Below are 14,763 nucleotides of genomic sequence, written 5' to 3' on the forward strand. Positions count from 1 at the left end.
AACACAATAATCCCTCCCCCCTTCCATTGTATGAAAGTTCTGATATCATATAAAATAAAGATTCATCATATAATCCATCAAAAAAATTGATACCTTTTCGGAGGGATGATACGTGGACATAAAAGATTTAACTGTATTTTACGAGGTCGCGAAGGAAAATAATATTTCTCACGCAGCGAAAAACTTGAACTACGTACAATCAGGCGTAACAATGCGTATAAAACAACTAGAAAATGAATTAGGCGTGCCTCTATTTTACCGTAACGGAAAAGGGGTAACTTTAACTTCTAACGGCGAGATTTTATTAACGTACGCCAAACAAATTATCCACTTAATGGATCAATCTATAAAAGCGGTTCAAAGTAATGGAACTAAACCAAAAGGCACTTTAAAAATTGGATGTACAGAATCTACAACTGCGGTAAGGCTCCCCTCTATATTAGCGTCCTACTATGAGAAGTACCCAAAAGTCGATTTGATTTTAGAAACAAATACGACTGAACAACTAATTAAGCTTGTATTAGAGCGAAAACTTGACGGAGCATTTATAGCTGGCTCTAATCAGCATGCTGAGCTTCATACAAATGTATTTCATGAAGAAGAATTAGTTCTCATTAGTAAAAAACCTTTATCCTCTCTTAAAGACATAGAAGATATGAATTTACTCGCTTTTAGTCACGGGTGCTATTATAGAAGTTTATTAGAAAACTGGCTTCAAAAAGAAGACATCTCGCCTAAACGAGTATTAGAGTTCGGAACAATTGAAGCTATACTTGCATGTGTAAAATCAAGTATGGGCGTAGCAATTATGATGAAATCAATTTTAAAAGAGCATGAACATGACGTATCATTCAATCCTTTACCCAATAGCTTCAAAAAAGTTCCTACTACTTTCATTACTAGAAACGACATATTTCGCTCAGCTGCATTACAAAAATTTATGGAGATGACTCACAATGCATGAAAAGAAAATACGTGGTATAAAACGAAAAACAAATATTAAAAGGGGTACTTTCAAATGCAAAGCTTCCCTTTTTTCACTTAATAAAATCGCCATATAATGAATTTATCATTTTACTATATAGGAGGTTTTCAAATGGTAATCCCTAAATATCCTGATGTCCCTACTCTTACGAAAAAACAAATCGATCAAATTACAGAAATCACTTTTCTAAAAGAAATAACACCACAAAAATGTGATGTAATTTTCGTTTTCGGTGGTTCTCACCCTGGCAATTGGCAAGCTCCTCTAGAAGCTTATCGACAAGGTTTAGGAAATCAAATTATCGTTACAGGTAGTACTAGTTTGCATGGCATGAAACATCCAAGCTGGAATTACGGGGATTTGTCAGAAGCAGAAGTAATTGTACATAAATTAATTGAACATGGCGTACCAAAAGACGCTATCATGTTTGAGACAAACTCCCTCCATTCTATCGCTAATGTAATAGAAGCGAAAAAGATTTTTGATTTCACAAAGATTAATCGGCTACTATTTGTATGCAAAAGTTTAGGCGCTGGTCGGCAATATCGAGTATTAAAAAAACATTTACCTAAAACGATTACTTGTATCCCATATACATTTGATACAAGTTTCGATGGTGAATTTATAATGAATAGATATAATTGGATGGAAAATGAAAAGAGTCGCTCTATAATTTTTGGAGAATACTTGAGAAATGTTTGCTACGGTAGAAAAGGTGGTATTGAGCCGCCTGAAAAAGAAGTTCAAGGCTTAGAAGAATATGTATCTTACTACTATAATCTAGCATAATAGAAAAAGGTATACCAAAACGTCGGTATACCTTTTCTCCTATTTATTTTTCTTTTAACACACTATGTAATCGATCAGGATAATTTGTAAACATTCCTGTAGCACCCCATTTCATTAACAATCTCATATCTGGTTTCTCATTAATTGTATAAGGGTGAATTAACAGACCATTATTTCTAGCCATTTTCATATATGACTCATCAATAATTAGTTCTCCGTTATCATTGCGTAAGTTCGGTCCAATACCAACTGCATACTTTTTAATTTCTTGAAAATCTTCATTTGTTACACTTTTCGGTTCATGTGTAATGCCAGACCATTCAACAATCTCATTGTTTTCATTTGGATAATACCAAAGTAGTTGAACTAACGGAATATTTTTATTCATACTATGAATCTTTGTTAAACTATCTTTACTAAATGATTGAATCATAACACGGCTAGAAGACATGTTTTGACCTACTAAATTATATTTTTTTAATAAAGCTAATAATTTCTCTTCCATTCCTGGATACACATCTGGTGATTTTGTTTCAATGTAATACTTCATGCTTCTTCCGTACTTTTGGAAGATTTCTTCAAGAGTCGGAACCTTTTGACCAACGTACTCTTGCTTAGCCTTTTCTGGATAAGCTTTATTGAACCAAGATCCTGCATCTAAGCTTTTTATTTCACTTAATGTTTTATCTCGTACTTCACCTGTTCCATTTGTAGTGCGATCAACTGCTGTATCATGCATTGCAATTAATTGGCCATCCTTAGTTAATTGAATATCTAACTCCAAATAATCCGCTTTCATTTTTTTCACTAAATCATAAGAAGCAAAAGTATGCTCAGGTGCATGTCCACTTGCTCCGCGATGTGCAATATTTAAAAACTTATTCGTATTCCATTCATGCTGCCCTTCTGTTTTCGCATGAACAGTTCCCCCAGCAAAGATACTTCCCGTCATAAAGAAAATAACTAACACGCTAATAATTTTTCTCATCTTTCTAACCCTTCCTACGTTGCAAATTTCAACAAGTTAATGAGATTTACACGAAATAGAAGATATATTTTCATTATTTTTATAAGCTTATATTAAAATTTCAGTCTTACGAATATACTTTCCCTATGTTATTAATATAAAAAACTATTTATTTTCTATATCCCTCCTTTCCACATGTAACTTCCCTATTGTGTATGGCTCATCCAATAAAAAAAGCCATAAATTATTTAGAGGACACTTCTGTATCCCTAAATAAATTTATGGCTTATCTCAAATATCTCCGGCCTCGATTAACTTGTCGAAATTAATCATACCAAACCTATTAAAATTTGTGAATATTATTTTTTCAGTACGGTAAAGCTTTAATCAGTATAAGTTATATATCTATCTTATACTAATTAGTATTTGAACACATCGAATTTTCTGTACAGCCTATTTCCTATCTAACTTCTTTAATTTCTATTCATACAAGATAAAATTCTATTGTCATTTGACGTGATATTTACATAAATCTAGGCTTTACTTAATTACAAATTCTTAATTTCGTATATCCTTTCTTGCAAGTTTAGGTTTCTTTTGAGAATGTGGTATATTTACATGTCCCGAAGCAGCCACGGATTGTCTCCTTTCCTTCCTTGACAGCCTAGGCTTCTTTTGAGAATGTAATTTTTTTAAATGTCCTGAAGCAATACATTGTTTTTTGAAATCAAAGTAAAAATACAAATGTGTACTTAGAGCTATGAACACAACGGAAAAAAATGAAGCGAGAATGATTAATACAATAGCCATAGCCTTTTGACTCAAAACACCAATAATAACTTGACCAATCATATAGCCTAAACCTGAAAAAAATACAATTTTAGGAATTTTCACATCTTGATCAGTTGTACCCCTTAAGCGGGCTGTAAAATATTTAATCCAGAATAATTCAGATTTATAAACAATTGAACTATATGCAATAAGCGATAGAATAAAAAATAAAGGTGACTCTATTTCTACGAATTCGTAAGCTAACTTTTGCACAGCTATGAAGCTACAAAATGAAATACTTAATGAAACAAATCCAGAATATAGTAAATGTTGCAACTGAGGCCGCCGAGGCTTATAAATGGAAACCCAAATTCCCCATAGATTACATATCACATAAAATGGTAAGGCTACGTAAGAGTATATATTGAACGGTGGAAATATGAATAGAATGATAAGTAGCATAAAATTCATAAAGAACCATACAAAGCCTACAATATTCCTTATATCAAATGGTATTAATATTCGTATACAATCCACTATGTTGTTGCCATTATATTTGTCCATTATGCATCCCATCCATTTCCTTCCTCTTCAAATCCACATATACCCATATGTATACGCCATATATACTACACACAACAGCCAATAAAGAAAAGACTAAAATTAAGACCGTCGCTAAACCGTTTTGTGATAATGTACCTATACATATTTGTCCAATTACATATCCCAATCCTGATAAATAAACAATTGGAGAAATTTTTATATTGTCATTTTCTTCATTGTTTAATCGCCTTAAAAAACTTTTCATTCCAATTGAAATCAATTTATAGATTGTAAGAATGTAAAGCAGAAAAGTAACAATAAAAAACAGAGGTGTTTCAATTTTAATAAAAGTATATGCAATCTTTTGAATCACTATAAAACTTCCAAAAGAAAAAGTTATTCCCATAAATCCATTATATAAAATGTGTACCAACCTTGGCTCATTTGGTTTACAAAAAAACACCCATACCCCCCATATATTAGCAGTCAAAAGAAAAGGTAAAATTATATATAAATATATAGTAAAGGTTGGAGGAAATAAAAATGGGGTTAAAATCATAAAATTAATAACTACCCACACCATAACGACACTCGATCTTACACTGTCAGGCATCAATTTCTGAATAATTTGTTCCGTGCTCTTTCCGTGGTATCTTTCCATATTAATCTCCCAAAAACTAAAAAAGTTTATCTAAAGCTGCTCCGATTCCAGTTTTAACTTTATCTTTTATCGAATCCTGTTTACCATTATGATTCCAATCACCTTTATTAAACTTAATTCCATCTGTTACTATACTAGCTCCTATAGAAACAACAAAGCCAATACAAGCCCCAGCAACAGTTCCAACAGCTGCGCCTACTTTTGCTCCCGCAAAGGCACTTACAGCAGTTGTACCAACCCCGATTGCTGCATAGCCTAAAGCACTTGTTTTTAATTTCAATGAATCTTTAAGAAATTCTTTTGGTGATAAAATATGCCTTTTTACATCGTCTATTTGCTTTACTTCGGCTAGAGGTAATGTAGTATGTAATCTCTAGGAAATATAATACAATAAAAAAATGATCCAATCTACTAATTGCCAACACTTATATCTAAAAACTAAAAAAATTCTAATAACAAAAAAAGAAAGAGAATTAATTTACATATATTTTTATAATATTAATGTCTCTTCACTACACAATCTTTATTTTTTAAGCTAAAAAAAGAAGTATCGTCCTATAAAAGACAATACTTCCTTAGTTACTTAAAAATCACACAATAAATTAACCATTACCTCTTCAAGCACTACATCTAGATTTACTACCTCTTTTTCCGAACGCCATCCTATAAAACCATCTGGTCTAATTAATACAGCTCCTCCATTCTCTATTCCATATAATTTGCTAAAAATATCTTCTTGAGCAATAAAGCCTCCACTTAACCCAACGCGATACACTTTTATATTTACTCCTAATTTAGCTGAAACAATATGTGCTGATTCAGCCCAAGAACCATTTTCTGCTCCAGTAAATAAAACAAAATCGTTACCTAATAAATCAAGTACAGAGACTTCTTTCCCCTCATACATTCCAACAAAATGTGGTGCCCGCGTACCAGGTCTTCCGTTCAACTGTACAATATCCATTCTATGCGGGGTAACTAAGTCATCTATAATCGCCTCTGAACTATACTGATACCCAGCAGTTACAGCTAAACCATCCATATTATTCAAACTGCCCTCCTCTCTATTCGCCGCACGAAACAGTAAACTACTCGCATAATCTGTCGTTAATTTTGCAACAGGGTATCTCTCTTCATGATATGTTTCTAACAATTTTGGTTTTGCCTTCCCTTTTAAAACAGCCGCTAATTTCCAAGCTAGATTGTGCGCATCTTGTATTCCTGTATTTGAACCAAACCCTCCAGTTGGCGGTATAATATGTGCAGAATCACCAACTAAAAAAACGCGATTATCTTGAAATTTTGTAGCAGTACTTTCAGTCGCTTCCCACGGTAAAACACTTACTATTTCTGACTCAACATTTGTACTTCCTATTGCGGTTTGAAGAATTTGTTTACAACGTTCTATAGTAAAATCCTCTGGTCGCTCTCCTTTTAATGGATCGTAGGATACATGGTAAATCCATCTTCTTTCGTTATCAACTGGAATAAGTGCACCAAGAACTTCCGGATGAAGTATCATAGAAAATCCGAATGCGTCTCCTTGTATAAATTCACTTAAATCAGCTTCAAAATAAATATTCATATAATAACCACCAATTGTTCCACGGCCCTCCGTACTAATCCCTAACTGCTCACGTATTTTACTTTTCGCTCCATCTGCTGCAATTACATAGTCACAATGAATAATACTTTCTTCTTCCGTTTCGCGATTCCGAATCGTTGCGATTACTCCTTGCTCATTTTGTTCATAAGAAACTAATTCATGATAAAAAGATAATTCTCCGCCTAATGTTCTCGCTTCTTGTAACATGATTTCTTCTAAAGTAATTTGATAACAAGCAGTTTGTTTTGATGGACTAATCTCTTCTATTTTCTGAAGTAACTTTTCATCATTTTCATACTGATTCGCCCTCATTTGTGCCAATTCTTCCTGATCCGCCTCAGCTATTGTATGAACCGCTATTCTTCCTCGGCAGTTCTCTAATGCTTTACCTGCCAATTTAATTCTTTGTTCCAAACCTAATTCTCGAAATAACTCCATTGTACGGAAAGTAAGACCGCCTGCTTTCGGATGAATTGCAGTAGATGGATGCCTTTCAATAAGTAAATAATCAACATTATGTTTTGCAAGGAATAGCGCAGATGCTAATCCTGATAATCCTCCTCCAACAATTAAAACCGGTACATCATTCGATTTCATATATTTACCCTCCACATCATTGTTCTGAGCTCAGTAACATAAATATAATCAAAAAAACAACAAAGATATAGACTTATATTTCATTTTAAATTATCATATAGATAGATTACGCCCCAAATTACTTTTACTTTTTCATACATCTATAATTTGTTTGAATTATGCGTGAATGAAAGAGTAAAACGAAACAACTCACTTTATTAGACACCAAAATAATAAAAACATGATAAGCGGTTGTAACCCTATAAGTTATTCAGGGTACGACCGCTTATTTTTTTAAAAATCCTTATCCTTTATCCTCAGTAAACAACATATTATTAAAGCCTTTTCTACCCCCTACCATTTTCAACTCATAAAATTTCATTCGTCTCGATTTTCTTTCCCAATATTGCAGCCCATTCAACAATCATGTAGCATTACCATATCGATGTAATGGTTCATCATCTTAAACCTTTCGACTAATTAGCAGGAGGTAAAGTGATTGAAATGAATAAACAAGAACAATTAAATATTATAAAAAGAGATTTTATTGATTCACAAAAAGTGTTATTGGCAATTGGTGATGAAACACGGCAAGCTATTTTGTTAGTTCTAATGGAAACAGAATGTCAAACCGGATTACGTGTAGGCGAAATTACGAAACAAACACATCTTTCTCGACCAGCAGTATCACATCACCTTAGAATTTTACGAGAAGCCGGTATTATTTTAATGCGAAAAGAAGGTACAAAAAACTTTTATTATATTGATATACGTACAAAATTAAGTTTATTAAAAAATCTTGTATTAGATATTGAAAAGCTATTGCACAACTTTTATTGAAATTTGGAGGTATAAGAAATGAAAGCGATGATAATTGATAAGTACGGAGAAGTCCCAATGCGTATGGCCGAGGTACCTACTCCTGAAATAAATGAGTATGAAGTGCTCGCAGAAATTCATGCAGCTAGTATTAACCCAATTGATTTTAAAATACGTGATGGAAAAGTTAAAATGTTACTGAAATATGAAATGCCTCTAATCCTTGGGAATGACTTTTCCGGTGTCATCACAAAGGTTGGATCAAAAGTGACTCGTTTTAAAGTCGGTGATGAAATATATGCTCGTCCAAGAAAAAATAAGATTGGTACGTTCGCGGAGTATATAGCCATTCATGAAGATGATATTGCTTTAAAACCAAAAAATCTAAGTTTTGAGGAAGCGGCTTCGATTCCACTCGTTGGCTTAACTTCCTATCAAGCTTTACATGACATCATGCAATTACAAAAAGGACAAAAGATTTTAATTCACGCTGGATCCGGTGGTGTTGGTACTTTCGCAATTCAGTTAGCAAAAATAATGGGTGCTACTGTTACAACGACTGCAAGTGAAGCTGGTGCGAATTTAGTAAAATCTCTTGGCGCAGCTGAAATTATTAATTACAAAACAGAAAAATTTGAAGATATACTAAAAGATTATGATGCAGTATTTGATACGATCGGCGGTACAACACTTGAAAAATCATTCAACATTATAAAAAGCGGTGGCAACATTGTTTCCGTTTCAGGTATGCCGAATGCTCGATTCGGTAAAGAATTCGGTTCGGGATTTTTCAAAACACTCTTATTTTCATTAGCAAGTAAAAAACTTACTGCACTTGAAAAAAAGCATAATGCTCGATATTCATTTTTGTTTATGAAGCCAAGCGGCGATCAATTACGCACTATTGCAAACTATATTGAAGCTGGCAAAATCAAACCGGTAATCGATCGCGTTTTCCCTTTTGAAGATGCTCAAAAAGCAATGGAATATTCAGAGGCTGGAAGAGCAAAAGGGAAAATAATTGTAAAAATTAAGTAATAATAAAAACTCCATTTTTTAAAATGGAGTTTTTATATTTGCTGTTAAATAGACATAGTGCAGTGAAGTCCTTACAATAGATTGCAAGGGGAAATATCATATTATACTTTTAGCTAATTTTACAAAGAATACATACGTACAAATACATAATAAAAAAATAAACAAGGAGGAGATAAAATGACTAAAAATAATGAAGCAGGTTGGAATTTAGACAATAGTTATGCTACTTTGCCACAATCATTTTATACAGAAATCCCCCCTACTCCCGTAAGTTCACCGGAGTTAGTTAAACTAAACCATTCCTTAGCAATATCTCTTGGCTTTAATCCTGAAGAATTGAAAAAAGAAGTTGAAATCGCTATTTTTGCTGGTAATGCACTCCCAGAAGGTGCCCATCCATTAGCTCAAGCGTATGCCGGTCATCAATTCGGACATTTTAATATGTTAGGCGACGGTCGTGCTCTTTTAATTGGCGAACAAATTACTCCTTCAGGTAAACGTTTTGACATTCAGCTAAAAGGTTCTGGCCCTACTCCGTATTCACGCCGCGGTGATGGTCGTGCTGCACTCGGTCCGATGCTACGTGAATATATTATTAGCGAAGCAATGTATGCACTTGATATCCCAACTACCCGCAGTTTAGCAGTTGTCACAACTGGTGAACCAACCTATCGTGAAACAAAGTTACCTGGAGCTATTTTAACTAGAGTAGCAAGCAGTCATATACGCGTCGGCACATTTCAATATGCTGCAGCTCGCGGCTCAATCGAGGATCTTCAATCGCTAGCTGACTATACAATAAAAAGACATTACCCAGAAATTGAAGATCATGAAAACCGATATACTGCATTGCTACAAGAAGTCATCAAAAAACAAGCGAGCCTCATCGCTAAATGGCAACTTGTTGGATTTATCCACGGTGTAATGAACACTGACAATATAACAATTAGCGGAGAAACGATTGATTACGGCCCTTGTGCATTTATGGACAATTACGACCAAGGAACCGTATTTAGCTCTATTGATACACAAGGTCGCTACGCATATGGAAATCAACCATATATGGCCGCATGGGACCTTGCGCGACTAGCAGAATCTTTAATACCTATCCTACATGAAGATGAAGAAGAAGCATTAAAGATTGCTCAAGACGAAATTTCAAAATTTAGTGTACAGTATGAAAACCTCTGGTTCCTTGGAATGAAAAAGAAATTAGGACTATTTAGCAACGAGGAACAAGATCACTCACTTATTGAGCAACTTTTAAAAATGATGGAGAAACATAAAGCAGACTACACAAATACATTCCGTTCATTAACTCTTGATACGATCGAAAATACAGCTCTATTTGAAAGCCCTGAATTTAAAGAATGGTACGAACTGTGGCAATCTCGATTAGAACGACAAGAAGAATCGAAAGAAAACGCCTACGAAATGATGAAAAATAATAACCCATCCATCATTCCAAGGAACCATCGCGTAGAAGAAGCACTAGAAGCAGCTGTTACAAATAGCGACTATAGCGTAATGGAGAAACTTCTTGAAGCGCTATCTAATCCTTATGCGTATGCTACAGATCAAGAAGAATACTGCGTTCCACCTGTACCGACGAATCGTCCTTATCGTACTTTTTGTGGGACTTGATTATGTAATACTTTTAGAAAGGTGTATTCTTGTAATTAGGTGCACCTTTCAGAATAACCTTATTACTTTTTCTAGCACTAACTTACATGCTAAAGCTAAAGAAACAATAAATCTCCTAGATTAAATATACGTGTCCCATGAATTACACAAAATAAAAACAGTCTGCCGCATCTTAATTTAAGATGTAGCAAACTGTTTTTATTTTTATATGCTTGTTTTTCAACCACCAGTATGTCCTTCAGAGTACTTAATAACATCTACAGGCTTTACATTATCTTTTGAAACTACAAAACCACCGAACGTAAAGGTTACAGCTGTTATGATTCCTAATAAACTAATAGTTACCTTTTTCATCTTAGTCCCTGCCTCTCTATAGCTTTTTTTCTTGATTGAGAACTTGAATAGAAATATTCACTTGCTTTGAGTGTATTTCCTTCTTCATAGTATTTTAAGGCTAATGATTCTTCATATTTTTCTATATTCTCATATAGTTCTTCTCGATTGAAGTATTCAATTCCTTTTAAAACAATATTTTCAAATTCATTCGCAGCTAAATTGTCATTCATAGACTTTAAGATCATTAGGCGATGATAAAATTCTTCATTTTTCAACTCACCACAAATTGTTAACGCTTTTTCAATAAGTGTATTTGCAGTTTCTTTATTTTTTAATTTAAAATGTTCTCTCGCTTCAATGAATAAAGCCTTATAATTATTTGGAGATTTTTCATTTACTTCGCTAATATATCGAATAGCTAGTTCAGATAAATTTTGGCTACCGTATAAAAACGCTAAATTGTGACGGCTATAGAGACTAGCATGTTCTTCCCCTAGTCTTTTAAATACATCTAATGCCGAGATTAAGTATTCTTCCGCTAACTCATACTCTTTTAAGTGAATACACGTTAATCCATAAAGATTGTCACAATATCCTATATTTAATTCAAAATCACTATGTTTAGCATAGAGTTCTTTAGCCATCGAAACTTGCTTTAATGCCAAGACATATTGCTGTTTATGACAACTGAAAGTAGACAGTTTGAAATAGAATTCTGCGTGTTCTAATTCATCTGGAAATTGAAGCAATTTCTTTTCCGCTTCTTCATATAGTTCTTTAGCCGCGATATAGTTTCCAGTTATAGTGGAATGCATCGCTTTAAAAAAACAATAATAATATGATAGTAAATTATCAGATGGTTTACCTAGTTCTTCTATTTTATTAAAACTATCTTTACTAATACTTAAGCTATCTATTAGATACTGATATCTAAACTCTAATAGAGCGTAATATAACTGCACGTTTGGATCATTATCAATACCTTGGATTTGCTTATCAATTTCACTTTTCAAATTTCTTGATTCTGTTATATTTCTTTTACGAATTTCATGATATAAATCGCTTAACATGTGTATAATTCTTTCATTTCCTTTTATTTGAACGTTCATATCATAGCCCCCTTTGTTTACTTAGTTTCATTCTCATATTACCATAATTAACTTTCTTTTCTGACTTTAATATGTTGAGAAACTTTTAAAGCAACAAATATAAATAAGATTATTATTAAATGGATAACTCAATATTTGAACTCAAGTTATGATACCAAAAGGAGAAAAGTAAGTGTTTACCACAATTACTTTTTGATATTATTCTTTAGTCTCCTTAATTTTATTGACTTTATGAAAGCTAATAAACACTTTACAAAATAAATCCTTTCACTCGTTCATCTCCACATTAATTGTTATAAAACTCATCTCTCATCAACTCCGCAATCCCCCTACTCCCCTCACTACCAACTTTCTCAAGTTTTTCCACGACTAAATTTCGCCTCTCTACAGAATGATTTTGACTTAACTTCGCTTTTCCTTCTATTTTATTTATCTTTATTTTGAACCCAACTATTCCCTTACTTAATCCTGCCATATAATTCGGATCTACATCGTTTAATGAGTACGTGCTCTTTGAATCTTCATATGTATGTACTAATTTTTGAAGAGAGTCTATTAATTCCTGTTCATCTTCAACAATTTCTAATTCACCATATACATGCACTGCAACGTAATTCCATGTTGGCACCGCATTGTTTGTTTCATACCATGACGGAGAGATATAACTATGTGGCCCTTGAAAGATAGCTAGTACTTGCTGATTCCTAATATCTTTCCACTGTTCATTCGGCCTTGCGAAGTGACCATGTAACGTGAGTGTTTCCCTATTTAGCAACAACGGTAAATGCGTTGCATACAGTTCCCCATTATGTTGAGAAAATAATGTCGCAAAGCTATTTTGTTCAATTATTTCGTACTTCATCTCTTCATCTTGTATTGCAAAGTATTTTGGTATGTACATAAGCTCCCTCTTTTCCGATCTTTTATTTCTCATTATATTTAAGTATCGTAGCATTCAACAGGGCCAGTTTGTATTTCTTTTACAATGGCAGCTTTCTATCCAAAAAGAACAGGCGGCATATACTCCATGCCGCCTTAGTTCATTTTCCACAATATATTTGTAATAAATGCCGTCTTACCTTCACTATAGCTCGTTCTATTTTTTGTCTCTCTGGCTAACTCTTCCTTTAAATGTCCATATTCAACAGCAACATCTACATGTTCACGAAGGTAATCCCGAAACGCTATATGTCTTCTTAGTTCTTCACTATTTCTGTCACAAACATATAAATGATGTTGCATCCAAACTGTACTTTCTCCGCCCCATGGAACGAAAGCGTCCTTTCTGCCAAACGCCTCTCTCCCTTTGTAACTCCATTCTGCCTGATGATAGTATCCTATCGCTTCAAGCTTTGTTACTACTTCAGAAAAAATCCCGTAATCTTCTATTACTATATCAATATCTAATACTGGTTTTGCTGCAAGTCCTTTAATAGATGTACTCCCAACATGTTCAATGGATAAAATGCTGTCTTCCATCACATCGTTAATGAAAGTGTGTAGCTTATTAAATTCACTTTCCCATTTGATGTTATACTCTTCGATAGTAATTTTCTGTTTCAAAGCATCCCTCTCCTCAAAAGCAGTTATAACCTTTGAATATGAGTATCTTTAAAATCAGTCTCATATTTCAATCCATATCCAAACATTCGATCCATTCCAATATGTGCTGTCCATATTAGGCCTATCATAATAACCGTATCTATCTTAAAATAAACACCTATTATAACAATTAATATCGATATAATATATGTGTGAAATAAATTATAAATGTTAGCACCAACTTGATTATTTATCCCATAAGCTAACATTGATAAATCCGGTGCTAATAGGAATACCCAAAATATGATCCAACTAAATTCATATAATGAATACGTATAAATCGCGGCCAAGAATACAACTAAGCCTTCAAAATGTATAATACGTTTTTGCATTCTTTATCATTCCTATTTTTCTATACTTATTGATAAATTTTCATCACTGAAAGTATCCTTTGCATTTTTTGACCAGATGGTTGCTAATATTGGTCCTGCAATATTATGCCATACTGCAGCTAATACACTTGGAAGTGCAGCAGCTGGTCCAAAATGCGCTGTTGCTAGCGCAACACCTAGACCTGAATTTTGCATTCCTACTTCTATTGAAATAGCTCTTCTTGTCCCTTCGTCTAGCCCAAGTACAAACGCTGTTATATATCCGAGTAAAAAGCCAAATGCATTATGGAGCATAACTGCAATAAAGATAAGCAGGCCTGAAGAAGTAATGCTGCTTACATTTGCTGAAACAACTGCAGAAACAATAATGATAATTGCTAAAACTGATATGAAAGGGATAACGGTCATTCCTTTCGTAACAGTTTTAGGGAAAAACTTCTTCACCACTAACCCTAAAATAATAGGTAGGATAATGACTTGTACGATAGAAAGAAACATAGACATAGGATTCACTGGCATCCATTGTCCTGCAAGTAATAATAAAATAAGAGGTGTAGCAATTGGTGCTAGTAACGTTGATAATGACGTCATTGCAATAGACAATGCTAAGTTCCCTTTTGCTAAATAAACCATAACATTTGATGCAGTGCCACCCGGTACTGCACCGAGCAACACTAATCCAGCTGCTAATTCAGCTGGCAAATTCATAACGTAGGCTAGTACGTATGCGACAAGTGGCATAATAATAAACTGAGCACATACACCGATAATAACTGGTAATGGTTTTGTAGCTATGATTTTGAAATCAACAGCCTTCAATGTTAATCCCATCCCAAACATGACAACCCCAAGTAAAATCGTTATGTAACTAGTTAACCCCAGAAATGGAGCAGGAATAAAATATGCAATAGCTGCAATACAAATAACCCAAAATGCAAAATACTTTCCAGCTATATTACTTATCGCCTCTAGTACTTTCACCCAA

At 33.8% G+C, this 14,763-nt stretch carries 15 protein-coding genes and 1 pseudogene; 5 read left to right on the forward strand and 11 right to left on the reverse strand.

The annotated features are described in order from the left end of the window. Positions 1 to 112: 112 nt before the first annotated feature. Both ATN06_RS17725 and ATN06_RS17730 read left to right on the forward strand, forming a co-directional pair. Positions 113 to 964, forward strand: a complete 852-nt coding sequence (locus ATN06_RS17725) for a LysR family transcriptional regulator (RefSeq protein ID WP_060631739.1) — start codon at positions 113 to 115, stop codon at positions 962 to 964. A gap of 132 nt (positions 965 to 1,096) precedes the next feature. After that, entirely contained in the window at positions 1,097 to 1,774 is a 678-nt protein-coding gene (locus ATN06_RS17730; RefSeq protein WP_060631740.1) for a YdcF family protein, read from the forward strand. Between the two features lie 43 nt (positions 1,775 to 1,817). Here the strand turns inward: ATN06_RS17730 and ATN06_RS17735 are convergent, their stop codons facing one another. The 5 genes and pseudogenes from ATN06_RS17735 to ATN06_RS17755 form a co-directional block, all read right to left on the reverse strand. Continuing rightward, positions 1,818 to 2,762 (reverse strand): glycerophosphodiester phosphodiesterase, encoded by a 945-nt coding sequence (locus ATN06_RS17735; protein WP_060631741.1) that lies wholly within the window; start codon positions 2,760 to 2,762, stop codon positions 1,818 to 1,820. Positions 2,763 to 3,299: 537 nt separating this feature from the next. Continuing rightward, complete coding sequence (locus ATN06_RS17740; protein WP_060631742.1) at positions 3,300 to 4,088, reverse strand: hypothetical protein; 789 nt, start codon at positions 4,086 to 4,088, stop codon at positions 3,300 to 3,302. Beyond that, positions 4,063 to 4,716 carry a hypothetical protein gene (locus ATN06_RS17745; RefSeq protein WP_060631743.1) on the reverse strand — a complete coding sequence of 218 codons (654 nt, stop codon included), beginning with the start codon at positions 4,714 to 4,716 and terminating at the stop codon, positions 4,063 to 4,065. The genes ATN06_RS17740 and ATN06_RS17745 overlap by 26 nt, the downstream gene beginning before the upstream one ends. Positions 4,717 to 4,732: 16 nt before the next feature. Further along, a pseudogene (locus tag ATN06_RS17750) lies at positions 4,733 to 5,080 on the reverse strand (type VII secretion protein); the annotation flags it as partial. 219 nt (positions 5,081 to 5,299) lie between these two features. Further along, positions 5,300 to 6,919 (reverse strand): FAD-dependent oxidoreductase, encoded by a 1,620-nt coding sequence (locus tag ATN06_RS17755; RefSeq protein WP_060631744.1) that lies wholly within the window; start codon positions 6,917 to 6,919, stop codon positions 5,300 to 5,302. A gap of 474 nt (positions 6,920 to 7,393) precedes the next feature. Between ATN06_RS17755 and ATN06_RS17760 the strand changes: the two genes are divergently transcribed. The 3 genes from ATN06_RS17760 to ATN06_RS17770 all read left to right on the forward strand — a co-directional run bounded on the left by ATN06_RS17760 (position 7,394) and on the right by ATN06_RS17770 (position 10,399). Then, on the forward strand, positions 7,394 to 7,738 hold the full coding sequence (locus ATN06_RS17760) for an ArsR/SmtB family transcription factor (RefSeq protein ID WP_029439279.1): 345 nt from the start codon (positions 7,394 to 7,396) through the stop codon (positions 7,736 to 7,738). Between the two features lie 18 nt (positions 7,739 to 7,756). Further along, the gene (locus ATN06_RS17765; RefSeq protein WP_060631745.1) at positions 7,757 to 8,755 is read left to right on the forward strand and encodes an NADP-dependent oxidoreductase; all 999 of its coding nucleotides are present in this window, start codon (positions 7,757 to 7,759) and stop codon (positions 8,753 to 8,755) included. 177 nt (positions 8,756 to 8,932) lie between these two features. After that, positions 8,933 to 10,399 (forward strand): protein adenylyltransferase SelO, encoded by a 1,467-nt coding sequence (locus ATN06_RS17770; protein WP_060631746.1) that lies wholly within the window; start codon positions 8,933 to 8,935, stop codon positions 10,397 to 10,399. Positions 10,400 to 10,618: 219 nt separating this feature from the next. On the opposite strand, the gene ATN06_RS29620 is transcribed toward ATN06_RS17770, so the two are convergent. The 6 genes from ATN06_RS29620 to ATN06_RS17795 form a co-directional block, all read right to left on the reverse strand. Then, positions 10,619 to 10,753, reverse strand: a complete 135-nt coding sequence (locus ATN06_RS29620; protein WP_254904404.1) for a hypothetical protein — start codon at positions 10,751 to 10,753, stop codon at positions 10,619 to 10,621. Further along, on the reverse strand, positions 10,750 to 11,844 hold the full coding sequence (locus tag ATN06_RS17775; RefSeq protein WP_060631747.1) for a response regulator aspartate phosphatase: 1,095 nt from the start codon (positions 11,842 to 11,844) through the stop codon (positions 10,750 to 10,752). The genes ATN06_RS29620 and ATN06_RS17775 overlap by 4 nt, the downstream gene beginning before the upstream one ends. 286 nt (positions 11,845 to 12,130) lie before the next feature. After that, on the reverse strand, positions 12,131 to 12,745 hold the full coding sequence (locus ATN06_RS17780; protein ID WP_060631748.1) for an FMN-binding negative transcriptional regulator: 615 nt from the start codon (positions 12,743 to 12,745) through the stop codon (positions 12,131 to 12,133). 134 nt (positions 12,746 to 12,879) lie between these two features. Beyond that, positions 12,880 to 13,407 carry a GrpB family protein gene (locus tag ATN06_RS17785; protein ID WP_060631749.1) on the reverse strand — a complete coding sequence of 176 codons (528 nt, stop codon included), beginning with the start codon at positions 13,405 to 13,407 and terminating at the stop codon, positions 12,880 to 12,882. 23 nt (positions 13,408 to 13,430) lie between these two features. Next, positions 13,431 to 13,778, reverse strand: a complete 348-nt coding sequence (locus tag ATN06_RS17790; RefSeq protein WP_001172028.1) for a DUF4260 domain-containing protein — start codon at positions 13,776 to 13,778, stop codon at positions 13,431 to 13,433. A 12-nt stretch (positions 13,779 to 13,790) separates the two neighbouring features. Continuing rightward, the gene (locus tag ATN06_RS17795) at positions 13,791 to 14,759 is read right to left on the reverse strand and encodes a bile acid:sodium symporter family protein (protein WP_060631750.1); all 969 of its coding nucleotides are present in this window, start codon (positions 14,757 to 14,759) and stop codon (positions 13,791 to 13,793) included. Between the last annotated feature and the right edge of the window lie 4 nt (positions 14,760 to 14,763).

This window comes from Bacillus thuringiensis, assembly GCF_001455345.1.
In the GTDB taxonomy this organism is placed as follows: domain Bacteria; phylum Bacillota; class Bacilli; order Bacillales; family Bacillaceae_G; genus Bacillus_A; species Bacillus_A thuringiensis_N.